Origin of the sequence: Dactylosporangium cerinum (genome assembly GCF_042653625.1) — a bacterium.
Classification (GTDB): Bacteria; Actinomycetota; Actinomycetes; order Mycobacteriales; family Micromonosporaceae; genus Dactylosporangium; species Dactylosporangium cerinum.
The window spans coordinates 83,196-106,133 of sequence record NZ_JBHSIU010000013.1; the positions used below are offsets into that span (position 1 = coordinate 83,196).

Here is a 22,938-nt window from a genome sequence, read left to right on the forward strand (position 1 = left end):
CGCGCTGTGCTGCGTTGCGGAAGGCCCGGCTCCTCGCTCGGAGGTGCCGGGCCTTTTCCGTGCTGATGTCCGGATTGACCTCTCGTCGGCGTGCGCTGCGCCGGGAGTGGATCTTCCCGGTGATCGAAGTCGCTGGCCGGCTGTTCGCGCGGCCGGGCCGCGACTTCGATCACGACGGTGGTGGTCGGATGGCCGGGTGGCTAGGCGGTGAGGAGGTCGGCGGCCTCGGCGACGTCGTCGGTGATGTGCAGCAGTTCCCGCAGGTCGCCGACCGGGGACGCGGCCAGCAGCGGCTCCAGCAGGCCACGGATCGGCAGGCGCTCGGTCCAGTGCTCGACGCCGAGGAAGATGAACGGGCCGCTGCCGCCGTCGGTGGCGTAGAACGTCTTCGTCGCGGCCTGGAAGACCTCCTGGACCGTGCCCGCCATGCCCGGCGCGAAGACGATCCCGCCCCGCGACAGGCGCAGGATCGTGTCCTCGCGGATCGCGTTGGAGAAGTACTTCGCGATCTTCGCGGCGAAGAGGTTGGCCGGCTCATGGCCGTACAGCCAGGTCGGGATCGCCAGCCCGCCGCGGCGGGCCCAGGTCACCGGGTCGACGGCGACCTGGTCCGCGGGCTCGACGGAGTCCGGGGTCGGGGGGACCGGCTGGGCGAACGCGGCCCGGACGTCCAGCGCCGCTCGCGTGAACGGGTCGTGGTCGTGGAAGTCGGGGGCCACCGCGAGGCGGTCGATCGCCTCGGCGAGCGTGTCCAGCGGCTGGTCGGCGAGGAAGGCGCCCAGGTTGGCGGCCTCCATGACGCCGGGGCCGCCGCCGGTCACCACCAGCCGGTCCGCGCCGGCCAGGCGCCAGGCCAGCTCGGCGGCGTTGCGGTAGTCGGGCGCGCCGCGCAGGACGGCGTGGCCGCCCATGATTCCGATCGCGGCGGCCGGTCCCCGGGCGCCGATCCAGCCGGCGGTCACGTTGGCCAACGCGTTGTCGATGCCGGAGTCGTGCATCCGTTGCACTATCGCCTCACGGATCTCCGGCGTGGCTCCCCCGGTCGCGCGGAAGTGCTCGTAGACCAGCGTGTCGAACATGCCGGCGAACCCGTCGGACTCGAAGCCGGCGGCGAGGTCGTCCGGCACGTACAGCTGCGACGGGTGCGTCGGGTACGGCACGCCGACGAACTCGGGGACCACCACGGCCCGGCGCAGCAGCAGGTCGACGACCGCGTCCAGGGCCGCGAAGTGGCACCCGATGAACAGGGTGTCCCGCACCTCAACGGTGGACAGGTCGATGGCGGACAGGTCGAGACCCTGCACGATCTTGGTGGCCAGCGAACCGGTGCGCAGGTGGAACAGCAGCTCCTCCGGCGACTCGATCTCGTCCGGCGAGTGATCGTGCAGCGCTACCACGTCTGGCGGGGGCGGTGTGGGCACCCAGTCATCTTGCCAGTCCCCACAAAGGGCGATGACCCGACCGTGAAGATCGGGCCATCGCGTAACCGGGTCCTGGGGAGGCTCCGGACTTCCCTTTCTAGTACCTGCACGAACCGGGCACACCCCCCGGTCGCGGGACGTACCCTCCACCGTTCAGCCAACCTGGTTGAATGGCTGGATGCAGAACCTGCTGCCACAGCCATCACCGACGCTGCTTCCCGCCGAGCCCGAGGCCGCCGCGAAGCTCGCCGCCGCCGCCGGTTCCGAGAAGGACGTCAAGGATGTCGCCGCGGCCCATCCTTCGTTCAGCGCCGCCTGGGCCGAGCTCGCCGAAATCGCCCTCGCCGACGGCGAGCCGGTGACGGCCTATGCCTACGCCCGCACCGGCTACCACCGCGGCCTCGACCAGCTGCGCCGCAGCGGCTGGCGCGGGGCCGGTCCCGTGCCGTGGTCGCACGAGCCCAACCGTGGCTTCCTGCGGGCCTTGAGCGCGCTCGGCCTGGCCGCCGAGTCGATCGGGGAGTCCGAGGAGGCCGAGCGCTGCGCCCAGTTCCTCAACGACAGCGACCCGGCCGCCACGGCCGCCCTCCGCTAGGTCAGAGTCCTTCCGCGATGGCCGCGGCGACCTTCAACCAGGCGTCGCGGCTCGCGGACGTCAGTCCCGCGTAGCGGATCGGCTCTCCGGAGTCGATGAAGCGTTCGTACGGCGCCAGCAGCACCGTCCTGGTCCGCGCCGCGAAGTGCCGGGTGATCGCCGGGACGTCGAGGTGCCGGCGGCTCGGCGGCATCGACACCACGGTCACCGCCTGCCGGACCAGCCGCTGGCGGCCGTGCTGCTCCAGGTGGTCCAGCATCCTCGACGCCGTCTCCGCGGAGTCGTTCCGGGCCGACATCGTCACCACCAGCTGGTCGGTCGCGTCGATCGCGGCCTGCCAGTTCTCCGCGCGGACGTTGTTGCCGGTGTCGACCACGATCAGCTTGTAGAACCGGCTGACCACCTCCCGGATCTCCCCGAACGACAGCGCCGTGAGCATCTCGCCGGCCGTCGCGGACTCGTCGCTGGCGAGCACGTCGAACATGCCCTCGCCCTGCGCCCGCAGGTACTGCGACAGGTCACCGACCCGGCCCTGCGCGCCCTTGAAGTGGTTCAGGTCCCGCAGCAGGTCACGCACCGTGCGGGAGTGGAAGTCCTGCTGCGCCCGCATGCCGAGGGTGCCCTGGGTCTCGTTGTTGTCCCAGGCCAGCACGTATCCGCCGCGCTTCTGCCCGAACGTCATCGCCAGCAGCAGCACCGCGACGGTCTTGCCGGCGCCGCCCTTCGGGTTGACCACGGTCACCTGCCGCAGGCCGCCGAAGTTGCGCCGCACGAGGTCGACGTCGTGCCGGTACTCCTGCTCCCGCCGCCCCGGCCCGAACGACAGCATGCCGAGCGTGCCCTTGGACATCACGCCCCGCACGCCCCGCGTGGCGTTCGGGTCGACCGGCCGGTACTGCCGGCGCCGGGCGAACTCCTCCGCGGTCGGCGTGCTGCCGTCCGACCAGGTCAACTCCGGCGGTGCCGTGGTCGGCGGCCGGTGCAGGAGCGGCGGCGGGTCCGTCGGCGGCACCCCCGGCACGGGCTGGCCGGGCGCACCGGGAAGGTCCGGAAACGCCGGCTGCGTGGGCTGGACCGGCGGCGCGGAGTGTCCGGTCGTCGGCGCCGGTCCGGGGTACGCCGGTGGCGCCGCGTGCGGGGGCGGTGCCGCATGCGTCGGGGGCGCCGGCGGCGCGGTGTACGGCGGGTCGGCGGACGGCGGACCGTAGGTGTCCGGCGCGGCGGGTGGCGGAGCCGCATGCGGGGGCGGCACCGGCTGCGGGGGGTGCATGACCGGCGGCCGGGGCACGGCCACACCGTTGGTCGGCGGTGCGCCGGACCCGGGCGTGGAGGTCGCGCCCCGAACGGGCCCGCCCGAGACGGGAATGGCCGCGGCACCGGCGACCGGGATGGCGGTCGAGCCGGAGAGCGGCACCGCCGCGGTCCCGGCGGCCGGCGATCGGACCGGGGCGCCGGACACCGGCACGTGCGGGACCGGCTGGCCGTGTTGGATCCCGCCGCCGTGCTGATCGCCATGCGCCGGCGGTGCCTCGAGCCACGGCCCGGGAGGCCCGACGTCACCGTCGGGCTGCTGCCCGGCCGGTCGGCCGGACCAGGCGAGACCCGGCCCACCGGGCGGCTGCGACCACGGCGACCCGACATGCTCGCTCGCCTCACCCGGCGAACCACCCGGCCGGTCAGCGCCGGTGGCGGTCGGCTGGCCGGTGCCCGCCTCCGGGATGTACAGGACCTCGGTGCCGTCAGCGTTGTCTGCGGACTGCGTCGGGCCCGTGGTGACGGGCCGTTCGGTGCGCCGCCCCGAGATGGTCTCATCCGGCGGCCAGAGTGCGTCGCTCACAGTTGGTCCCCTCCCGCGCTCTCCCACCGTATGCGAGTCCGCACAGTATGCGTAGATGGCGACGTCAGGGCACGTAGACGGCCCAGGCGGCGCGCTCCATCCACCACGACCGCTTCCTGGTCAGGGTGCCTTCGGCGCCGTCGTCGACGAACGGGACGTCGGTGCGGGGGGTGATCGCGACCGCGCGGCCGTGCGCCCGCCGGACCTCGATCTCGACCCGGGGGCGGCGGAACAGCGACCGGGAGGCCCGCGGCACCGCGACGGCCACGTCCAGGACGCCGTCGCTCATGTCGGGGGACAGCACGAGCGGCAGGCCGTCGACCGTCGCATACCGCGAGGCGTTGGCGACCACGGACATGAGGACGGGCTCGGTGCCGTCGGCGAGGACGGCGTCGTCGACCTCCACCCGGGCCAGGAACGTGCTGGCCGAGCCGCTCGCGTCGACCCCGCCGACCAGGACGCCGTCGAGGGTGACCGAGCCGGCGTCGTTGCGGAGCAGGTCGAGACGGCGGACGTTGCCGCCGAGGACGGCCGCGGCGACGTCGGCCGGGGTGCGGGGCAGGCCGAGCCGGGTGACGAGGTCGGTCGAGTCGGGGCCAAGCGGCAGGACGCCGATCGGCGGCAGGTCCGGCAGGGTCCGGTCGTCCGGGATCGCCTCCGCGGCGAGCGACCGCTTGCTGGGCGCCGGCGCGTACATCCTGACCAGGCGCCGCAGCACCGCCCGGAGCTGCCCGTCGGCGGCGGTGGCCACGATCAGCCGCACGTCGGGCAGGGCCTTCAGCGCGGCGTCGATCTCGGCGTCGGTGTGCGCGACGACGGTCTCGACCTGGACGCTTGCGGTGCGCAGCGCGTCGCGACAGGCAAGAATAGGAGTACGCGTGCCGCACGCGCCGTTATCGCAGGCACAAGACGTGCCTTCGCCGAGCGCGAGCACCACCACGTCGACCACCGTTGTCAACCTGCCTTTCACGCGGTTGTTAGCCTGGCACCCCGGGCGACCCGCTGGGGCGCCCGACCCTTTGGAGAGGGCAACAGACGATGCCAGCGATCGTGCTCATCGGCGCACAGTGGGGCGACGAGGGCAAGGGCAAGGTTACCGACATGATTGGCGGCGACGTCGACTACGTCGTGCGCTACTCCGGCGGCAATAACGCGGGTCACACCGTGGTGACGCCGGATGGACAGAAGTTTGCGCTGCACCTCATGCCGTCGGGGGCCCTGTGGCCCAACGCGGCGATCGTCATCGGCAACGGGGTCGTGATCGACCCGAAGGTCTTGCTGATCGAGATCGACGGGCTGGCCGAGCGCGGCGTCGATGTGTCCCGCCTGATGATATCGGGTGACGCACACCTCATCATGCCGCATCACCGGGCTCTGGACCGGGTCGTCGAGCGCTACCTCGGCTCGTCGCGGATCGGCACGACCGGCCGCGGCATCGGTCCCGCCTATGGCGACAAGGTCGCCCGCATGGGCATCCGGGTCCAGGACCTGCTCGACCCGGGCATCCTGCGCAAGAAGCTCGAGATCGTGCTGCGCGAGCGCAACCAGGTCCTCTTCAAGGTGTACAACCGCAAGGAGATCGACGTCGACGCGACGGTTGAGGAGTACCTCACCTACGCGGAGCGCCTGCGGCCCTACATCACCGACACCCGTCAGGTGCTGTGGAAGGGCCTGGAGGAGGGCCGCACGGTCCTGCTCGAGGGCGCCCAGGCGACGATGCTCGACATGGACCACGGCACGTATCCGTTCGTGACCTCGTCCAACCCGACCGCGGGCGGCGCCTGCGTCGGTGCGGGCGTGCCGCCGACCGCGATCACCCAGGTGATCGGCGTGACCAAGGCCTACACCACCCGCGTCGGCTCGGGCCCGTTCCCGACGGAGCTGTTCGACGACTTCGGCGTGCACCTGCGCAAGATCGGCCGGGAGTACGGCACCACGACCGGCCGTGAGCGGCGCACCGGCTGGTACGACGCGGTCGTCGCCAGGTACGCGACCAGGCTCAACGGCATCACGGACCTGGTCGTCACCAAGCTCGACGTGCTCTCCGGCCTGGAGACGGTGCCGATCTGCGTGGCGTACGAGGTCGACGGCAAGCGCACCGACGAGATGCCGATGACGCAGACCGAGTTCCACCACGCGACCCCGATCTACGAGGAGCTCCCCGGCTGGTGGGAGGACATCTCGAAGGCGCGGGCGTTCGGTGACCTGCCGGCCAACGCGCAGCGCTACATCGAGCGGATCGAGGAACTCGCGGGCACCCGCGTGTCGATCGTCGGGGTGGGCCCTGGCCGGGACGAGAACGTGGTCCGTCACAGCCTGCTTTAATCTGTCGCGTGCGCGTAATCCTGCTCGGCTCCGGCGGTCGTGAACACGCGATCGCCGCGGCCCTGGCCGCCGACCCCGCCGTGACCGACCTGATCGTGGCCCCGGGCAACCCGGGCACGGCCGCCATCGCGACGAATGCCGAGGTCGACGCGCTCGACCCGGACGTGGTGGCGGCCCTCGCCGTGGAGCTGGCGGCCGACCTCGTGGTGGTCGGCCCGGAGGCGCCGCTGGTCGCCGGGGTCGCCGACGCGGTCCGCGCGAAGGGCATCGCGTGCTTCGGCCCGTCGCAGGCCGCGGCGCAGCTGGAGGGCTCGAAGGCGTTCGCGAAGGACGTGATGCGGGCGGCGGGCGTGCCCACCGCCCGCTCGTTCGTCTGCACCTCCGCGGCGGAGCTGGCCGAGGCGCTCGACGCGTTCGGCGCGCCCTACGTGGTGAAGGACGACGGCCTGGCCGCCGGTAAGGGCGTCGTCGTCACCGACAGCCGCGACGAGGCCCTCGCGCACGGCGCGGCCTGCGAGCGGGTCGTCGTCGAGGAGTACCTCGCCGGTCCCGAGGTGTCCCTGTTCGTCGTCACCGACGGCACGGCCGCGGTGCCGCTGCAGCCGGCCCAGGACTTCAAGCGCATCGGCGACGGCGACGCCGGCCCCAACACCGGCGGCATGGGCGCGTATTCGCCGCTGCCGTGGGCCCCGGAGGGCCTGGTCGACCAGGTGATGGCGACCGTTGTCCAGCCGACCCTGGCCGAGATGCGCCACCGCGGCACGCCGTTCTCCGGGGTGCTCTATGTCGGCCTGGCACTGACCGCCGACGGGCCGAAGGTCATCGAGTACAACTGCCGCTTCGGTGATCCGGAGACCCAGGTCGTCCTGGCCCGCCTCGAAACTCCCCTCGCCGGGATCCTGCACGCCGCGGCCGTCGGCAGGCTCGCCGAGGACCCGCCGCTGGCGTGGCGCCCGGGCTCGGCCGTGTGCGTGGTCATGGCCAGCGCCGGCTACCCGGAGTCGGCCCGCAAGGGTGACGTCATCACCGGCGCCGACGGCGTCCCCGGTGTCATCCACGCCGGGACCGCCCGCCGCGCCGACGGCGCCCTGGTCACCGCCGGCGGCCGGGTGCTGACCTGCACCGCCACCGGCGACACGCTGGCCGAGGCCCGCGCCGCGGCGTACCGACTCGTCGACGGCGTCACGTTCGACGGTGAGCAGCACCGCACTGACATCGCCCTGGCCGCTCTGCAGGACACCGTGGTGATTCCCGCGAAGTAGGCAACCCCGCGTGGCTCCGCCTCCGTTCACCCGGTGAACCCGAACGGGGAGGGGAGCACGGATGTCGACCGAGCAGGCCTACCGCGACTATGTCGCGGGCAACCTGGACCGCCTGCGCCGCACCGCCTACCTGCTGTGCGGCGACTGGCACCTGGCCGACGACCTGACGTCGACGGTGCTGGTGAAGCTGCTGCGGCACTGGAAGCGCGCGGCGGCGATGGAGCACCGCGACGCCTACGTGCGACGCATGCTCATGTCCGCCTGGCTGGACGAGCGGCGGCGCCCGTGGCGGCGCGAGTCGTCCACCGACCAGCTGCCGGACCGGACCGCCGCGGCTGCCGACGCCGACCGGCGGCTCGACGTGCTCTCCCTCCTCGCCGGGCTGCCCCCGCGCCGCCGGGCCGTGCTGGTCCTGCGGTACTTCTGCGACCTGTCCGTCGAGGAGACCGCACAGGCGCTCGGCTGCAGCGAGGGCACCGTGAAGAGCCAGGCCGCCCGGGCGTTGGAGTCGCTGCGGGCCGGCCTCGAGGAGGGAGACCCGCTGTGGATCTGACCCAGGCCATGCTCGCAGCCACCGCGAATCCGCCACCCACCGGCATCGACGTCGACCAGCTGATCACCGGCGAGCGCCGGCGGACCCGCCGCCTGCACGCGGTCACCGGGGTCGCGGTCGCCGCCGCGCTGGCGGCCGGGATGGTCGCACTGCCGCAGTTGCTGCCGCAGAAGCCGTCCGGTCAGAGCCCGGGCCTGGCCCCGCCGTCGACGGTGGCCGCGGCGACCAGGTCGCCGGCCGCGTGCGTCACGCCGTCGCCGACGGTGAAGGTGCTGCCCGGCGCCAATGTCCCCGCCGAGCCCCCGTTGGTGCCGGTCACCGAGTCCTGCGGCGCGGCGATCGCCCGGCTCAGCGCCGAGCTCACCGTGCTGCTGCCGCGCCTCATCCCCGGCGTCACGTTCACCAACGCCCGCGATGGCAGCCCGCTGCCCGCCCGGTTCGAGAAGGTGGGGGGCCAGCAGATCGGGTACACCGCCGGGTTCAACCTCCCGGGCGGCGTGATGTCGGTGCGGACCGAGGCCGCCGGGGATATCCCCGCGCAGTTCCGCGCCTTCGCCGAGAAGGAGTGCGGCGTTCCGGAGGCGAAGTGCCGGCCCGCCACGATCGGCGGCAGCGAACTGCTGATCCGCAACGACGTGGCGGGCGGCTACGGCATCGACGTCTGGGCGGTCCGGCCCGACGGCACGACGCTGATGGCGTTGACCCGCGCGAGGGACCCCGGCCGGCCGACGCCGGTCACCGAGCAGCAGCTCATCGACCTGGTCATGACTCCGGAGTTGACGATGTACCCCTGAGCCTCAGTCGGTGTGGAGCTGGCGGCGCACGACTTTGCCGGTCGCGTTGCGGGGGAGCGCGGCGACGAAGTACACGTCGCGCGGCACGGAGAACCGGGCCAGCCGGTGCCGGACGTACTCCCGCACCGCGTCCGGGTCGACGTACTCGCCGTCGTGCAGGGCGATCCACGCCGCCAGGCGCTGGCCCCACTCCTCGTCGGGTACCCCGGCCACCGCCACCTCACGGACCTGTGGCAGCTCGGCGATCACGTCCTCGACCGAGGCCGGGTACACGTTCTCGCCGCCGGAGATGACCATGTCGTCCTCGCGTCCGTCGACGAAGAGCAGGCCGTCGGCGGACAGGTGGCCGAGATCGCCGGTGCCCAGCAGGTCGCCGTGCGATTCGCGGCCGGTGCCGTTGGTGTAGCCCTCGAAGAGCATGTCGTTGCCGACGAAGATCCGCCCGATGACGCCGGTCGGGAGTTCGGTGCCGCTGTCGGACAGGATCGCGACCCGGGTGCCGCGCGGCGGGCGCCCGGCGGTGCCGGGCGCGGCCCGGAGCTCCTCCGGCGTGGCGATCGACGCCCAGGACGCCTCGGTGGAGCCGTACAGGTTGTACAGGACCGGCCCGTGCACCTCCATGAAGCGCGAGGCGAGCGGCCCGGTGAGCGCCGAGCCCGACGTCGCCGCGACCCGCAGCGTCGGCATGGGCGCGGGCGCCTCGAGCAGTCGTTGCAGCATCACCGGCACCGCGAACAGCGACGTGCACCCTATGGCGTTCACCGCGTCCACAGTGGACCGCGGGGTGAAGCGGCGGGCGACCACGATCGTGCCCCGCAACGCCAGGCACAGCTGGAGCGCGGCCAGCCCCCAGGTGTGGAACAGCGGCGCGGCCACGAACATCCGCTCGCCGGCGAAGAGCGGGATGCGGGACACGACCGAGGCGAGCGGTCCGAGCCCCGACGGGTTGCGCCGGCGGGCCCCCTTCGGCGCGCCGGTCGTGCCGGACGTCAGCACGACCACAGAACCGGCCACGGCCGGCGGCTCAAGCTCGGCGGACGGCGCCCGGTGGATCAGCCCCGCGGTCTTCGACATCGCCAGCCGGGGCAGGTGCAGGGGCGCGGCGGCGAGCATGCCGAGCAGGTCGTCGTCGTGCACGAGCAGGGTCAGGGACTGGTCGTGCGCCACCGCCTCGAGCTGGGTGTTGCCGAGGCCGGTGTTGACGAGGACGGCCTGCGCGCCGAGCGCGATCAGGGCGAGCATCGCCTCGACCATGCCGGCGGAGTTGTTGCACAGCAGGCCGACCCGGTCGCCGGCGCGCACGCCGTGCTCGGCCCGCAGGGCGTTGGCGAGCCGGCGGACCCGCAGGTCGAGCTCGGCGTAGGTGATCTGGCGGTCCTCGTCGACGACCGCGATCCGGTCGGGGTCGCGCGCGGCCGTCGAGCGCATCTCGCCGTACAGGCCGAAGCCCCAGCGGCGCAGGGCGTTGAGCTGGCGCACGATGCGTGCGGGGCTGCCTGGGTGGAGCAGCTTCCGGCTGGCCATCGTGCGCAGGATGAACGGCGTGTCCATGTCTCCCCTTTGAAACGGCGGCGGCCCCTGGCAGAGGGCCGCCGCCGTAAGTCAGCGGATGTAGGTGCCGGAAATTGCGCGGGCGACCACCAGTCTCTGGATCTCGCTGGTGCCCTCGAAGATCGTGTAGATCTTGGCGTCGCGGAACCAACGCTCGACCGGGTGCTCCCGCAGGAAGCCGGCCCCGCCCAGGATCTGCACGGCCTTCTCGGTCACCGCCACGGCGACCTCGCCGGCCTTGAGCTTGCTCATCGAACCCTCGCCGGCCTCGAACGGGCGGTTGTTGCGCCCCATCCAGGCGGCCCGCCAGACCAGCAGGCGGGCGGCGTCGATCTCCATGCGCATGTCCGCGAGGGCAAACGCGATCGCCTGGTTCTCGATGATCGGCCGGCCGAACTGCACCCTTCCTTTGGCGTATTCGAGGGCGTACTCGTACGCGGCGCGGGCCACGCCGAGCGCCTGCGCCCCGACCGCCGGCCGGGACAGCTCGAACGTGCGCATCGCGGCCTGCCCCTGGGCCTTGCGTCCCTCCCGGGCGCGGGCCAGCCGGGCATCGAGCGCCTCCTTGCCACCGAGCAGGCACCGGCCCGGCACCCGCACGTCGTCCAGGAACACGTCGGCGGTGTGGGAGGCGCGCAGGCCGAGCTTCTTGAGTTTCCTGCTGCCGTTGAGTCCAGGTGTGCCGGGTGGCACGACGAACGCGGCCTGCCCGCGGGATCCCAGCTCGGGCTCGATGCTCGCGGTCACGACGTGCACGTTGGCGATGCCGCCGTTGGTCGCAAATGCCTTCTGGCCGCTGATGACCCACTCGTCGGTTGCCTCGTCGTAGCGCGCCCGGGTCTTCATCGAGCCTACATCGGAGCCGGCCTCCGGCTCAGTGGTGCAGAACGCGGCGACCTTGGGCTCGGCCGCGTCGCCGAAGCACTGCGGGACCCATTCGAGCATCTGGTCGGGAGTGCCGGTGGCGTAGATCGCGGCGACCGCGAGGCTGGTGCCGAAGATCGCCAGGCCGATGCCGGCGTCGCCCCAGAAGAGCTCCTCGTTGGACAGGCACAGCGACAGCCCGGTGGGGTCGGCCCAGGTGTTGGCGAGGAACTCGAAGCCGTAGAGGCCGATCTTCGCCGCCTCCTGGATCACCGGCCAGGGGGTCTCCTCGCGGGCGTCCCACTCCGCGGCGGCTGGGCGCACGACGTCGGCGGCGAAGCCGTGCACCCAGTCGCGGAGGTCCCGTTGCTCCTCGTTCAGATCGAGCGAGAACTCGGGCATGTGCGCAGTCCTTTCTGGTCGACGCCGGAGGCGCTGGACTTCAGGCCTTCGGGATGTCGAACAGGTTGGCGATGTTGGCGGCCAGGCCCAGGTCGCCCTTGGCCTTGAGCTTGCCGGTCATGAACATCATCATGGGGTTGCCGGCACCGGAGACGACCTTGAGAAAGTCCACGGGACCGACGGTGATCGCGAGCTTCGGCTCCTGGTCGGGGCTCGGCGAGAGCACGCAGGTGCCGTCGGCGATGACCAGCTCGTAGGTCTCGGCGCCGCCGTCGGGCGCGCCGGTGATCGTCCAGTGGATGATCGCGTTGGTCGAGCCGGCGCGGTCGGCGCGGAACAGCTCCGGGAAGCGGGCGAAGATCGTGTCGAGGATCGCCTTGCGCTGCGGGCCCGCCATGAGCTCGCCCAGCTGTGCGTCGGAGGCGCCCTTCACGAGCTGCGCGAACTGCTTCGGGTCGACGTTGTTGAAGTCGCCCAGGGCGTCGAGGTCGGCCATGTCGGTTTCCTTCGTTCACGGAGATAAGCTACTGACGCGTAACCTTACGCACGAGTAGGTAAGGTGACAAGGTGCTGAAACGACTTCCGCGGGTGGTGCGCGAACAGCAGATGCTGGACGCCGCGGTGCGCGTCTTCTCCCATCGCGGCTTCCACGCCGCGTCCATGGACGAGATCGCGGAGGTCGCCGGCATCTCCAAACCGATGGTCTACGCGTATCTCGGCACCAAGGACGAACTGTTCGTCGCGTGCCTGCACCGCGAGGCCACCAGGTTGATGGAGGCGGTGGCGGCCGGGGTGCTGCCCACCGCGAAGCCCGACGAGCAGCTGTGGCACGGGCTGCGGGCGTTCTTCACCTTCGTCGGCGACCACCGCGACGGGTGGCGGGTGCTCTACCGGCAGGCCCGCAGCGAGCCGCACTTCGCGGGCGAGCTGGCCGGGATGCGGGCGAGGATCGTCGAGGTGGTGGCCGGGCTGCTGGCGAGCGCCGCCACGGCCGCGGAGGTCCCGGGCCGGCCGGGCGACTTCACCGCGATGGCCTACGCCTACGTCGGTGCGGCCGAGTCCCTGGCGGACTGGCTCGCCGACCACGAGGAGGAGGACCCCGACCACACCGCGACGCGGATGATGAACTTCGTCTGGGTCGGGGCCGACTCGCTCCTGCAGGGCCGCGTCTGGCGCGCTTAGACCTGCTCCGCCGGGTTGGACAGGGTGCGGACCTGGACCCTGCGGGTCCGTGACGCCGCCACCGCGGACACCGGCCGGATCGACACCTGGTCGCTGACCCTGTAACGGTTCCTTGCACGCGAAAGGCGCCACCCGCGATCCGGGTGGCGCCTTCCGGTGCTTCAGTCGGGGCGGGTGCGCAGGTATTCCTCGAGGCTCGGCAGGCCCGCGGTGTGCACCACAGTCGCGATCAAGAGCACCACCACGACCGCGACCAGCGTGGCGACCTGGATCAGCGTGCGGTGTTTCTGCGGCGCGTAGGCCAGTCCCGCGGCGACCAGGGCGCCGGTAGCGAGGCCGCCAAGGTGCCCGGTGATCGAGATGCCCGGCACGCTGAACGTCAGCACCAGGTTGATCACCAGGACCGGCACGACACCGGCGATGCTGCGGCGCATCTTGCGCAGGACCACGATCAAGGCGCCGAACAGGCCGTAGATTGCCCCCGAGGCGCCGGCGGTCAGGCTCTCCGGCGGGGCCAGCAGGTAGGTCACGACACTGCCGCCCAGCCCGGCCACCATGTACAGGCCGAGGAACCGGACCCGGCCCAGGGCGGCCTCCAGCGGCCGGCCCAGCACCCACAGCGCCCACATGTTCATCAGCAGGTGGAACACGCCGTAGTGCAGGAACATCGAGGTGACGAGGCGGTAGTACTCGCCACCTGCCATCCCGCCGTTGTTGAACCGGATGGTGTCGGCGGTCACCGGCTCGTAGCCGTAGGTGATCAGCGCGCCCCACTCGTGCAGCGGCGTGCTGCCCCCGAACAGGCCGCCGAGGCCGCCGCCGGCGACGGACTCGGCGCTGCCGGAGCTGATGACCGAGGCGATGAACACCAGCACGTTGATGACGATCAGCGTGATCGTCACCGTGCCGGCGATTCCCTCGCGGCCGCCGCCGAACGCGGTCCGCACCGGGCGCTGCGATCTGGCACCCTCGCGGACGCACTCCGGACACTGGAAGCCGACCGACGCCTCATTCATACAATTCGGGCAGATCGGCCGGTCGCAGCGGGTGCACCGGACATACGTCTCGCGGTCTGGGTGCCGATAGCAGTGGGGGACCACGTTCGCCGACGGCTGAGTCATGCCGACAAGGTTAGCGAGCCTTTTATGAGACCCGTTCGATGTCGACCCGCTCGATCACGATGTCCTGGCGGGGACGGTCCATCTGGCCCGTCTGCGTCCCGCCGATCTGCTGCACGACCTTCTTCGAGTCGTCGTCGGTGACCTCACCGAAGATGGTGTGCTTGCCGTTGAGGTGCGGCGTCGGGCCGAGCGTGATGAAGAACTGCGAGCCGTTGGTGCCCTGACCGAAGCGGATGCCCGCATTGGCCATGGCCAGCAGGAACGGCCGGTTGAAGTGCAGCTCGGGGTGGATCTCGTCGTTGAAGTTGAAGCCCGGACCGCCGGTGCCGGTGCCCGTCGGGTCGCCACCCTGGATCATGAAGCCGTCGATCACGCGGTGGAAGATGACGCCGTTGTAGTACGGGCCCTTGCCCGGCTCGCCCGTGCGCGGGTCGGTGTATTCCTTGCTGCCCTCGGCGAGCTCCACGAAGTTGCGAACGGTCTTCGGGGCGTGGTTGGGGAACAGCTCCAGCCGGATGGCGCCGACGTTGGTGTGCAGCGTCGCGAACAGTTGCTCGGCCACCAGTTCTCCCTTTCTTTGGTGACATTCCGTCATCACCGTATCGGACGCGGATTCTGGCGGATCCGGGTGTGCGGGCCGTCGGTTCGCGGCAGGATGACCAGCAGCGGACCGGTTCGGAAAGTTCTGCCTGGGTAACCCGGGGAGAACGAGGTTTCGCGGCCATGGAGGTGGAGCAAGTGTTTGGACGTCGTGAGGTGAAGACGCACCGCCGGCTCATGCAGGAGGAGCTCGGTGAAAGCCTGGGCCACCTGCGGCTGGCCGCGGCGCACGCCGCCGATGGCGCCTCGGGGGCATTGGCGCCGCGCGTCGAGAACGCCCGGAATGCGGTCAAGCCTGGCCTCGCAAAGGCCGGCGGTGCTGCGGGGACGATCCTCATCATCGCCCGCGACCGTTCGCGCCAGGCGAGCAAGCAGGCCGAGAAGATAGGGCGCAAGGGGAAAGCGAAGATGACGAAGAACGAGAGCCGCAGTCGGTGGCCGATGGCCATCGGTGGGCTGCTGATGGCGGGCGCGGCCGTGGGTGCGGCCACCGCGCTCATGCGGCGCCGGCGGGCCAACCAGGCCTGGGACGAGTACGGCTCGACCCGCACCGCCGGCGACACCGGCTCGATGATCGACTCGGCGAAGTCCACGATGGACGCCGGGGTCGACAAGGCCAAGACGATGGGCGAGGCGGCCAAGGACCGCGCCTCGGACCTGATCGGCAGCAAGAGCACCAACACCGGCCCCTCGGGCAGCGGTGACTACGACAAGCACCCGATGCCGCAGGCCGCGTCGAAGAACAGCCGCTCCTGACGCACGAGCGCGCGGACGGGCCCTCCCCAGCCACGGGGGACGGCCCGTCCGCGTTTCGCTTTGTGCGTCTCTACAGCCAGCCGGATCTTCTGAACGCCCGGTACAGCAGTGCCGACGCCACCACCATCAGCGTCATCACGCCGGGATAGCCGAAGACCCATTTGGTCTCGGGCATGAAGTCGAAGTTCATTCCGTACACGCCGGCGACCGACGTCCATACGGCGGCGATACCGGCCCAGGCCGCGATCTTGCGCATGTCGTTGTTCTGGTCGACGCTCACCTGCGCCAGCCGCGCCTGCAGCACCGAGTTGATCACGTCGTCGAGGTACAACACCTGCTCGACCGTGCGGACCAGATGGTCGTTCACGTCCCGGAAGTAGCGGCGGATCTCCTCCGGCACCTCCGCGAGCTGACCGCTGACCAGACCGGCCAGGGGGCGCTGCAGCGGTAACACCGCGCGCTTGAACTCCATCAGTTCGCGCTTGAGCTGGTACACCCGTTGAATCCGATCGGTGCCCTTGCCCTTGCTGCCCTTGGACGGGCTGAACACCTGGTCCTCGATGATCGCGACGTCCTCCTCGATGGCCGCGACCACCTCCACCATCACGTCGACGACGGTGTCGGCAACGGCATAGGCGACCGCCCACGGCCCCCCGGCGAGGACCTCCCGGCGCCGCTCCAGGTCCGCGCGCACCGGCGTCAACCGGCAGGCGTCACCGTGGCGGACCGTGATGATGAAGTGCTCGCCGATGAACATCAGCACGTCGCCGGTCTCCACGACCTCGCTGCTCTCGGTGAGCTCGTCGTGCTCGACGTATCGCGCGGTCCGCATCGTCATGAAGGTCATGTCGCCGTACCGCTCGACCTTCGGCCGCTGCGAGGAGGTGACGGCGTCCTCGACGGCCAGCTCGTGCAGCTGGAACGTCTCCGCGATCGCGGCCATCTCCCGCCCGCCCGGCTCCTTCAGCCCGACCCAGACGAACGCGTGCCGATGCTTGCGGGCCGCGGTGAGCGCCTCCGCATAGTGCCAGTCGCCGGGTTGGCGCACGCCGTCGACGTACAGCGCGCAGTCGACGATCGAACTGGCCGTGTCCTGCGGCGCCGCAGCCGCCGCGGTCGGTGCGGCCGGACTCAACATCCGCGACATCGCCCGCACCGGACGGGCCAACGCCCTGGAGAACGAACCCGCCAATTGCTCGTCGGTCATGACGACCCCCTTGTTACTTGGCAAAAGTAGGCACCGGGTGAGTCGACCGCAGGTGGGGGGTGGGGGCGCGGTCGACCCACCCGGTGCCGTTGGGGGGCGGGGGGTGATGTCTGCAGCGCGATTCAGCAAAGCGCGCCGGGCTGGATTTTGGGCCATCCGGAGCCGACTGCGGAACCCACCGCACCATCACGGTTTGGTGTCGCTTTTCCGTCAGTCCGCTTCCCAGCCGCTCGTCAGCCGCTAGACATCCCTCTGTCGTTCCTGTTCCGTCCCTGTGTCAGCCCTTTCGGACGGCCTCGATCGCCGCGGCCAGCCGGCTCACGCCCTCGTCGACCTGGTCGGTCAGCACCGCCGAGAACGCCAGCCGCACCGAGTGCTTGCCGCCCTCCAGCAGGAAGTCGCTGCCCTTGACCACGGCGACGCCGAAGTCCCGCGCGGCCACCGTCTCCAGCTCCGTGGTGTCGATGTCCTCCGGCAGTTCCACCCACAGGAAGTAGCCACCGTCGGGCTCCACGAACGTGGCGTCGGGCACGTGCTTGCGCAGCCCCTCCGCGAGGAGGCGGGCCCGCTCACCCAACGTCGCCGACACCTTGGCGATCGACCGCTCGATGTCACCGGTCACGCAGAACTGGTGCGTGATCGCCTCGGCGACCATGCTCGGCGAGATGTAGAGGTTGGTCGCCCGCTTCGCGATCGCAGCAATCGTCTGCTGCGGTCCGACCAGGTAACCCACCCGCAGCCCGGGCGCGATCGTCTTGGTGAACGAGCTCGCGTGCACCACCACGCCGGTGGTGTCCTGCGACAGCATCGTCGGCAGCTTCTCGCCCCGCCAGCGGATGTCCGCGTACGGGTCGTCCTCGAAGATCGTGAACCCGAACTCCTGCGCGAGCTTGACGAGCGCTTCCCGCCTTTGCGCGCTCAAGGTCACGCCGGCGGGGTTCTGGAAGTTGGGGATGATGTGCGCCAGCGTCGGCCGCACGCCGCTCTCCAGCAGCCGCCGCAACTCGTCCGTGTCGATGCCGTCGGCGTCGACCGTCACCTGGTGCACGGTGGCACCCAGGTTGCGCAGGTTGAGCAGCGTCCGGTCGTAGGTGGGCTTCTCCACCACCACCGCGTCACCCGGCTTCACCAGGTGCTCGAACAGCAGCGCGTCGGCCTGCAGCGAACCGTTGGTCACGATCACCTGGTCCGCGTCGACGCCGTGCTTGGCCGCGATCCACGACCGCAGCGGGAGATAACCGACCGACGTGCCATAGGCGGTGATGCCAGCCGGGTCGGCCTCGAATGCCCGCACCGCAGCGGCCTTCAGCCCGTCGACGTCGATGATGTCGAGACTGGGTGCGCCACGGGCGAAAGAGATGAGCTGCATGGCGCCAGCCTACGAGAGCGATGTGGGCCGGTTCAGCCGAGTTCCGTCCGCTCCACCAGGTGGAAAGAGAAAATGTCATACCCCGCTGGCAGCATGTGGGGCATGACGATGCCCGCGTTGACACCGCACCGGACCCAGGGCTGGACGATCGACGGAGCGCTGGCCACGGCCCCTCCGGCGATCTCCCACCGCCGGGCGAGCCACCGCCTCGAGACGGTGCTGCGGAAGGCCTGCCCGCCGGATCTCGCCGTGCTGGCCGTCGGCCTCGGGGTGGACTGTGGTGATGGTCGCACCTATGTGCCCGACCTGATGGTGACGCGGACCGAAGCCATGGACGGCGAGGGTGACGTCGTCCATGCCACCGACGTCCTGGTCGTCATCGAGGTCATGTCACTGAGCAACCCACTGCCGGGCCTGGTGCTGCGCCGTCATGACTATGGCGCGGCGGGCATCGCCCAGTTCTGGATCCTCGACTCGAGGAGCCACACCCTGACCGTGCACACCGACCCGTTGCCCGCCGCACACGCGGACGGCTACCGGACGACGACCGTGGTGGATTCGGGTGCGGTGTTCACGACCGATGATCCGTTTTCGGTGAGCATTGATCCGGGTCTGATCCGGTAGCGCCGCGCTGTAGGGGGTGGGGCTCCGGTTCCGCCCCTGCGGTGATGTTCCGCCGCTCCTTGAAGGGGACCACTTCGGCCGCGTGGCTCCCTCGGTGCTGTGCTCAACCTGCCCGGTCGGGAGGGCTGTCGGGGTTCCCCGTCGTTCTCGCATGATCCAGCGCCGTCGAGGGGCACCATTCGGTGCTCCAATACCGATCATGCCCAAGGGTGATGACCATCAATCGGTGGACCGGTGCGCACCAGCGTCGAAACGGCGATCTCCCGCCCTCGCTGATGATCGAAGGGGCGCCGTGGTCGTCCACGAGCCTGTTGCGTTTTGGCGGAGAACCGTCTCGTCGACGATCGCCGCGACCCTCGACGGCCGCCGATCGGCCGCGACCGGCCCGCACAGCCGTGTCTTCTCTCAGCACGGAACGTGAGCCGACCATTTCGCAACAGGCTCCCACGCGACCACCCGACGCCTTCGATCAAGCGGCCAAGATCGTCAGACCTGAGGAGGCGTCCCTGTCGGCGCCCAGATTCGGGTGGTTTGTCAGGAATTCTTGAAGCCGCGATCATCGAGAGCCTCGGACCACCGTCAACGCACCCACGACGTCAATCCGCAACAGGTGCCCGGGGAACCTTCGGGTTGTGGGAATCCGGCAACGACCCCTTGCGTGTCCGGCGCCACCCCGCTCGGAGTGGATCTCCTCCGGTGATCGAAGTCGCCGGCTGGCTGTCGGCACAGCCCGTGCCCGACGTCATCACCGCGGCGCTGGTGCATGTCGCGGGGCCGGCGACCACACCTGGCACCCCGCGCCGGTGCCCTGGTGGACGACCTGGTGGACGATCTTGCGGGCGGGGTGGGGTGCGCGATCGGCGTTTCACGCAGGTGTGTCGCTCGGTGGGCCGGTCCTTGTGCAGGTGGATCGTAGGTTTGGTCTTGCTGTCATGATCGACGGATCCCCGTGGCTGTCCACGCGGCCAGCACGCGAAACGTCCGATCCGGACACGTGTGGTGCCGGATCGGACGTGATGTGTCCGCGCTTCCGGATCGACGGCGGGCGCGGAAAGGGCTAGACGGGGGCGCCCTGGTGGACCCAGACGCGGAGCACGTCGCGGACGGAGATCACGCCGAGGACTTCGTCGCCGTCGAGGACGACGAGGTGGCGGAAGCCGCCGCGGACCATGGCGGAGGCGGCTTCCTCGATGGTCCAGGACGGGCTCGCGTAGACGACCTCCCAGGTGATGTGCTCGGCGGTGCGTTCGACGTCGGGGTCGAGGTCGGCGCCGATCGCCTTGAGGATGTCGCGTTCGGTGATGATGCCGACGCCCGCGCCGTCAGGGTCGACGACGATGGCCGATCCGACGTGATGGCGGGACATCAACTGGGCGGCTTGGCGGAGGGTATGATCCGGGCCGAGTTGGACGACAGCAGTGGACATCGCTTCGTGGACCTGCATCAGGCATCACTCCTCGCAAGCACGTTACGGAAATCTTCCCTGCTCAGAGAGCGACTCTCAAGAGTTGCTCACCCTTGCGCGTGGACCAGAAGCGGCGCCGGAAGCGAGAAGCCGCGCGAGAAGGCCCGATACCGCGCCGGAACGCGCGTTAGAGTTCGAAGACGTGCGCTTCCTCAATGATCAGCATCCCGGCTATGACCTGACCTATGACGACGTGTTCATGGTGCCGAGCCGCAGCGCCGTCGAGTCGCGCATGGCCGTCGATTTGAACACGCGGGACGGCAGTGGCACGACGATTCCGATCGTGGTGGCCAACATGACCGCGGTGGCGGGTCGGCGGATGGCGGAGACGGTGGCGCGGCGGGGCGGGTTGGCCGTCATCCCGCAGGACATCCCGATCGACGTGGTCGCCGAGGCGGTTTCGTGGGTGAAGCAGCGGCACCTGGTGCATGACACGCCGATCACCCTGGGGCCGACGGAGACGGTGGCGCTGGCGCTGGACCTGTTGCCGAAGCGGGCACACGGCGCGGTGATCGTTGTGCAGGACGGCAAGCCGGTTGGTGTCGTGACCGAGAGCGACTGCAATGACGTCGACCGGTTCAGCCAGTTGCGGAGCGTGATGTCGCGCAACCTGCAGACGTTGCCGGAGGACATCAGCCCGGAGGCGGCGTTCGAGCAGCTCACGGCCGGGCATCACAAGCTTGCGCCGGTGATCGACGGGGCGGGGCGGCTGGTCGGCATCCTGACGAGGAACGCCGCGCTGCGCGCCACCCTGTATCAGCCGGCCGTCGACGCCGGCCAGAAGCTGCGCATCGGGGCGGCGATCGGCATCACCGGTGACGCGCCGGGGCGGGCCGACAAGCTGCTCGCCGCCGGGGTCGACGTGCTCGTCGTCGACACCGCGCACGGGCACCAGGAGCGGATGATCTCGACGCTGCGGTCGGTGCGGGCGTTGGATCCGAAGGTCCCGGTGGCCGCCGGCAACGTGGTGACCAGCGACGGGGTCGCCGATCTGATCGACGCGGGTGCCGACATCGTCAAGGTGGGTGTCGGTCCGGGTGCGATGTGCACCACCAGGATGATGACCGGGGTCGGGCGGCCACAGTTCTCCGCAGTGCTGGAGTGCGCGGCCGAGGCGAGGCGGCGCGGCGGGCACGTGTGGGCCGACGGCGGGGTGCGGCACCCGCGGGACGTGGCGCTCGCGCTCGCCGCGGGTGCGTCCAACGTGATGATCGGGTCGTGGCTCGCCGGGACCCACGAGTCGCCGGGCGACCCGCGCCGCGATCCGGACGGCCGGCTCTACAAGGAGAACTTCGGCATGGCGTCGGCCCGTGCGGTGAGCCGGCGGACCGCGGACGACAGCGTGTACGAGCGGGCCCGCAAGGCGCTGTTCGAGGAAGGCATCTCGTCCTCGCGGATGTACCTGGACCCGAGGAGACCCGGCGTGGAGGACATCCTCGACGCGATCGTCGCGGGGGTGCGCAGCGCGTGCACATATGCGGGTGCGAGCAACCTCGAGGAGTTCGCGGAGCGTTCCACTGTGGGAATTCAGAGCGCGGCAGGGTACGCGGAAGGAAAACCGCTGGATGTCAGTTGGTGAACGGGTCGACGGGATAGTCTCGTCACCCGCAGGTCACGTATGGTGCGTGTCGTGAAGCTCGTTCGCGACCGTGGCCGTCGAGGGTGACCGACCAGCCGCCATCACGTAGCCGCCGTATGCAGGCGTTTCGTGTCGCGTCCCGGTTTGTCGGTGCCGGCCTGCTCGACCAGGTTGTCATCGCGACCGCCAACGCGGCGAACACGCTGCTGGGCGGAATCCTGCTGCCCAAGGATCAGTTCGGTGCGCTGGCGCTCGCGTTGAGCGTCGGTTACTTCTCGATGTACCTGAACCGGGCCTTCGTCGGTGACGTGCTGCTCGCCCTCGCCTCGCGGTTCGAGGGCGAACACCGGGGCCGGCTCATCCGCAACGGGCTGGCGACGGCGTTCTGCTCCGGGGTCACCACGATGGTCGTCTTCACCGTGCTGTGGCTGGCCTGGCCGCACAACGGCAAGATCGACCTGGACGAGCTGATCTGGCTGGTGCCGTTCACGGTGCCGCTCATGCTGCACGACACGGCCCGCTGCGACTACCTCGCCGAACGGCGGCCGGAGAAGGCGCTCGGCATCGACCTCGTGTGGTTCGGCACGCAGGGCATCGCGATCATCGTGATGATCCTCACGGGCCATTCCAGCGCCGGTGGGCTGCTGGCCGCGTGGGGGATCGGCGCGACCGCCGGCGCCACCGTCTACCTGCTGCGCGAGCGCCGGGTGCCGTGGCGCGGCAACCCGAAGGCGTGGCTGGCCGAGACCAGGCACCTGTCCGGCTGGTTCACCGCCACCGCGATCGTGGCCCAGGTGCAGGTGCTGTCGATCAGCTTCCTGGTCGCCGGCAAGCTGTCGAAGATCGAGCTCGGCAACCTGCGCTTCGTGCAGACGGTGCAGCTGCAGCCGGTGCAGAACCTCGTCGCGGCGATCCAGGGGTTGCTCGTGCCGCGGGCGTCCCGGGCGGCCGCCGACGCGGTGAAGCCGGGCGCCGAGGGGGCTGAGGCCGCCGGAACTCTGCGCCGCCAGACGCGGCAGCTGGCGATCGCGTTCGCGGTGCTGGGCATGCTGATGGTCGCCATCGTGTGGCCACTGGTGTCATGGGTGCTGACCGCGACGCACAAGTTCGAAGAGGCGGCCCCGCTCGCGCTGCCGATCGCGCTGCAGGGCGCGGTGTACCTGCTCCAGGTGCCGTTCACCGCGGCGATGCGCGGCATGCACCGGGCCAGGATGCTGTTCGTGCAGTACGTGGTGTTCGCGACCGTGTCGCTGACCGGCCTGTCGGTCGGCGCCAGTCAGGGGCTGCTCGGGGCGGCCTGGGGGCTGCTCACCGGTTCCGCCACCGGTCTGGTCTGCATGGTGATCCTGTACGGGTATGCGCTGAAGTCCATCGGCCCACCGGTCGCGACGCCCGCGGCGCGGCTGGACGCGACCCAGAGCGCCTGAGCAG

General features: G+C 70.7%; 22 protein-coding genes. 11 read left to right on the top strand and 11 right to left on the bottom strand.

Going from position 1 to position 22,938, the window contains the following annotated elements; genetic code table 11:
* Positions 1 to 200: 200 nt before the first annotated feature.
* Positions 201 to 1,421: an LOG family protein gene (locus ACFPIJ_RS12540; protein WP_380114914.1), complete on the bottom strand. Its 1,221-nt coding sequence runs from the start codon at positions 1,419 to 1,421 to the stop codon at positions 201 to 203.
* Between the two features lie 178 nt (positions 1,422 to 1,599).
* On the opposite strand from ACFPIJ_RS12540, the gene ACFPIJ_RS12545 reads away from it, so the two are divergent.
* Entirely contained in the window at positions 1,600 to 2,016 is a 417-nt protein-coding gene (locus ACFPIJ_RS12545) for a DUF3151 domain-containing protein (RefSeq protein WP_380114915.1), read from the top strand.
* Position 2,017: 1 nt separating this feature from the next.
* Here the strand turns inward: ACFPIJ_RS12545 and ACFPIJ_RS12550 are convergent, their stop codons facing one another.
* Together ACFPIJ_RS12550 and ACFPIJ_RS12555 are read right to left on the bottom strand one after the other, a co-directional pair.
* Positions 2,018 to 3,853, bottom strand: coding sequence for a MinD/ParA family ATP-binding protein (locus tag ACFPIJ_RS12550; RefSeq protein ID WP_380114916.1), 1,836 nt, complete (start codon positions 3,851 to 3,853; stop codon positions 2,018 to 2,020).
* 64 nt (positions 3,854 to 3,917) lie between these two features.
* Positions 3,918 to 4,802, bottom strand: coding sequence for a diacylglycerol kinase family protein (locus ACFPIJ_RS12555; protein ID WP_380114917.1), 885 nt, complete (start codon positions 4,800 to 4,802; stop codon positions 3,918 to 3,920).
* An 89-nt stretch (positions 4,803 to 4,891) separates the two neighbouring features.
* Between ACFPIJ_RS12555 and ACFPIJ_RS12560 the strand changes: the two genes are divergently transcribed.
* The 4 genes from ACFPIJ_RS12560 to ACFPIJ_RS12575 all read left to right on the top strand — a co-directional run bounded on the left by ACFPIJ_RS12560 (position 4,892) and on the right by ACFPIJ_RS12575 (position 8,787).
* Complete coding sequence (locus ACFPIJ_RS12560; RefSeq protein WP_380114918.1) at positions 4,892 to 6,178, top strand: adenylosuccinate synthase; 1,287 nt, start codon at positions 4,892 to 4,894, stop codon at positions 6,176 to 6,178.
* Positions 6,179 to 6,186: 8 nt separating this feature from the next.
* Positions 6,187 to 7,440, top strand: a complete 1,254-nt coding sequence (purD, locus tag ACFPIJ_RS12565; RefSeq protein ID WP_380114919.1) for a phosphoribosylamine--glycine ligase — start codon at positions 6,187 to 6,189, stop codon at positions 7,438 to 7,440.
* 61 nt (positions 7,441 to 7,501) lie between these two features.
* Positions 7,502 to 7,993 carry a SigE family RNA polymerase sigma factor gene (locus ACFPIJ_RS12570; protein WP_380114920.1) on the top strand — a complete coding sequence of 164 codons (492 nt, stop codon included), beginning with the start codon at positions 7,502 to 7,504 and terminating at the stop codon, positions 7,991 to 7,993.
* Positions 7,984 to 8,787: a hypothetical protein gene (locus tag ACFPIJ_RS12575; RefSeq protein WP_380114921.1), complete on the top strand. Its 804-nt coding sequence runs from the start codon at positions 7,984 to 7,986 to the stop codon at positions 8,785 to 8,787. Before ACFPIJ_RS12570 ends, ACFPIJ_RS12575 begins: the two co-directional genes overlap by 10 nt.
* A gap of 3 nt (positions 8,788 to 8,790) precedes the next feature.
* Here ACFPIJ_RS12575 and ACFPIJ_RS12580 read toward each other — a convergent pair whose 3' ends face one another.
* From ACFPIJ_RS12580 to ACFPIJ_RS12590, 3 genes are read right to left on the bottom strand one after another with little or no spacing between them, the layout of a single operon-like run.
* Positions 8,791 to 10,338, bottom strand: coding sequence for an AMP-binding protein (locus ACFPIJ_RS12580; protein ID WP_380114922.1), 1,548 nt, complete (start codon positions 10,336 to 10,338; stop codon positions 8,791 to 8,793).
* Between the two features lie 51 nt (positions 10,339 to 10,389).
* Positions 10,390 to 11,604 carry an acyl-CoA dehydrogenase family protein gene (locus tag ACFPIJ_RS12585; protein ID WP_380114923.1) on the bottom strand — a complete coding sequence of 405 codons (1,215 nt, stop codon included), beginning with the start codon at positions 11,602 to 11,604 and terminating at the stop codon, positions 10,390 to 10,392.
* Between the two features lie 40 nt (positions 11,605 to 11,644).
* Complete coding sequence (locus tag ACFPIJ_RS12590; protein ID WP_380114924.1) at positions 11,645 to 12,100, bottom strand: SCP2 sterol-binding domain-containing protein; 456 nt, start codon at positions 12,098 to 12,100, stop codon at positions 11,645 to 11,647.
* Between the two features lie 110 nt (positions 12,101 to 12,210).
* Between ACFPIJ_RS12590 and ACFPIJ_RS12595 the strand changes: the two genes are divergently transcribed.
* Together ACFPIJ_RS12595 and ACFPIJ_RS12600 are read left to right on the top strand one after the other, a co-directional pair.
* Positions 12,211 to 12,786: a TetR/AcrR family transcriptional regulator gene (locus tag ACFPIJ_RS12595; RefSeq protein WP_380115208.1), complete on the top strand. Its 576-nt coding sequence runs from the start codon at positions 12,211 to 12,213 to the stop codon at positions 12,784 to 12,786.
* Positions 12,787 to 12,810: 24 nt separating this feature from the next.
* Positions 12,811 to 12,891: a proprotein convertase P-domain-containing protein gene (locus tag ACFPIJ_RS12600; protein ID WP_380115209.1), complete on the top strand. Its 81-nt coding sequence runs from the start codon at positions 12,811 to 12,813 to the stop codon at positions 12,889 to 12,891.
* Positions 12,892 to 12,947: 56 nt separating this feature from the next.
* On the opposite strand, the gene ACFPIJ_RS12605 is transcribed toward ACFPIJ_RS12600, so the two are convergent.
* Positions 12,948 to 13,907 carry a rhomboid family intramembrane serine protease gene (locus tag ACFPIJ_RS12605; RefSeq protein WP_380114925.1) on the bottom strand — a complete coding sequence of 320 codons (960 nt, stop codon included), beginning with the start codon at positions 13,905 to 13,907 and terminating at the stop codon, positions 12,948 to 12,950.
* Between the two features lie 22 nt (positions 13,908 to 13,929).
* Positions 13,930 to 14,469, bottom strand: a complete 540-nt coding sequence (locus ACFPIJ_RS12610) for a peptidylprolyl isomerase (RefSeq protein WP_380114926.1) — start codon at positions 14,467 to 14,469, stop codon at positions 13,930 to 13,932.
* Positions 14,470 to 14,684: 215 nt separating this feature from the next.
* Between ACFPIJ_RS12610 and ACFPIJ_RS12615 the strand changes: the two genes are divergently transcribed.
* On the top strand, positions 14,685 to 15,263 hold the full coding sequence (locus tag ACFPIJ_RS12615) for a hypothetical protein (protein WP_380114927.1): 579 nt from the start codon (positions 14,685 to 14,687) through the stop codon (positions 15,261 to 15,263).
* Between the two features lie 70 nt (positions 15,264 to 15,333).
* Here ACFPIJ_RS12615 and ACFPIJ_RS12620 read toward each other — a convergent pair whose 3' ends face one another.
* Positions 15,334 to 16,470 (bottom strand): magnesium and cobalt transport protein CorA, encoded by a 1,137-nt coding sequence (locus ACFPIJ_RS12620; protein WP_380114928.1) that lies wholly within the window; start codon positions 16,468 to 16,470, stop codon positions 15,334 to 15,336.
* Positions 16,471 to 16,747: 277 nt separating this feature from the next.
* Entirely contained in the window at positions 16,748 to 17,839 is a 1,092-nt protein-coding gene (locus tag ACFPIJ_RS12625; protein WP_380114929.1) for an aminotransferase-like domain-containing protein, read from the bottom strand.
* A 102-nt stretch (positions 17,840 to 17,941) separates the two neighbouring features.
* On the opposite strand from ACFPIJ_RS12625, the gene ACFPIJ_RS12630 reads away from it, so the two are divergent.
* Complete coding sequence (locus ACFPIJ_RS12630) at positions 17,942 to 18,463, top strand: Uma2 family endonuclease (protein ID WP_380114930.1); 522 nt, start codon at positions 17,942 to 17,944, stop codon at positions 18,461 to 18,463.
* A gap of 1,057 nt (positions 18,464 to 19,520) precedes the next feature.
* On the opposite strand, the gene ACFPIJ_RS12635 is transcribed toward ACFPIJ_RS12630, so the two are convergent.
* On the bottom strand, positions 19,521 to 19,907 hold the full coding sequence (locus tag ACFPIJ_RS12635; RefSeq protein WP_203848273.1) for a CBS domain-containing protein: 387 nt from the start codon (positions 19,905 to 19,907) through the stop codon (positions 19,521 to 19,523).
* A gap of 163 nt (positions 19,908 to 20,070) precedes the next feature.
* Here ACFPIJ_RS12635 and ACFPIJ_RS12640 point away from each other — a divergent pair, with 163 nt between their 5' ends.
* Both ACFPIJ_RS12640 and ACFPIJ_RS12645 read left to right on the top strand, forming a co-directional pair.
* Positions 20,071 to 21,507, top strand: coding sequence for a GuaB1 family IMP dehydrogenase-related protein (locus tag ACFPIJ_RS12640; RefSeq protein ID WP_380114931.1), 1,437 nt, complete (start codon positions 20,071 to 20,073; stop codon positions 21,505 to 21,507).
* A gap of 116 nt (positions 21,508 to 21,623) precedes the next feature.
* Complete coding sequence (locus ACFPIJ_RS12645; RefSeq protein ID WP_380114932.1) at positions 21,624 to 22,934, top strand: MATE family efflux transporter; 1,311 nt, start codon at positions 21,624 to 21,626, stop codon at positions 22,932 to 22,934.
* The last annotated feature ends 4 nt before the right edge of the window (positions 22,935 to 22,938 follow it).

Bases quoted from the DNA above. Each gene is read 5' to 3' on its own strand.
- ACFPIJ_RS12595 (WP_380115208.1), top strand. From the start codon at position 12,211: ATGCTGGACGCCGCGGTGCGCGTCTTCTCCCATCGCGGCTTCCACGCC.
- ACFPIJ_RS12605 (WP_380114925.1), bottom strand. From the start codon at position 13,907: ATGACTCAGCCGTCGGCGAACGTGGTCCCCCACTGCTATCGGCACCCA.
- ACFPIJ_RS12620 (WP_380114928.1), bottom strand. From the start codon at position 16,470: ATGACCGACGAGCAATTGGCGGGTTCGTTCTCCAGGGCGTTGGCCCGT.
- ACFPIJ_RS12645 (WP_380114932.1), top strand. From the start codon at position 21,624: ATGCAGGCGTTTCGTGTCGCGTCCCGGTTTGTCGGTGCCGGCCTGCTC.
- ACFPIJ_RS12585 (WP_380114923.1), bottom strand. From the start codon at position 11,604: ATGCCCGAGTTCTCGCTCGATCTGAACGAGGAGCAACGGGACCTCCGC.
- ACFPIJ_RS12590 (WP_380114924.1), bottom strand. From the start codon at position 12,100: ATGGCCGACCTCGACGCCCTGGGCGACTTCAACAACGTCGACCCGAAG.
- ACFPIJ_RS12625 (WP_380114929.1), bottom strand. From the start codon at position 17,839: ATGCAGCTCATCTCTTTCGCCCGTGGCGCACCCAGTCTCGACATCATC.
- ACFPIJ_RS12635 (WP_203848273.1), bottom strand. From the start codon at position 19,907: ATGCAGGTCCACGAAGCGATGTCCACTGCTGTCGTCCAACTCGGCCCG.
- ACFPIJ_RS12560 (WP_380114918.1), top strand. From the start codon at position 4,892: ATGCCAGCGATCGTGCTCATCGGCGCACAGTGGGGCGACGAGGGCAAG.
- ACFPIJ_RS12580 (WP_380114922.1), bottom strand. From the start codon at position 10,338: ATGGACACGCCGTTCATCCTGCGCACGATGGCCAGCCGGAAGCTGCTC.
- ACFPIJ_RS12545 (WP_380114915.1), top strand. From the start codon at position 1,600: ATGCAGAACCTGCTGCCACAGCCATCACCGACGCTGCTTCCCGCCGAG.
- ACFPIJ_RS12615 (WP_380114927.1), top strand. From the start codon at position 14,685: ATGCAGGAGGAGCTCGGTGAAAGCCTGGGCCACCTGCGGCTGGCCGCG.
- ACFPIJ_RS12570 (WP_380114920.1), top strand. From the start codon at position 7,502: ATGTCGACCGAGCAGGCCTACCGCGACTATGTCGCGGGCAACCTGGAC.
- ACFPIJ_RS12630 (WP_380114930.1), top strand. From the start codon at position 17,942: ATGACGATGCCCGCGTTGACACCGCACCGGACCCAGGGCTGGACGATC.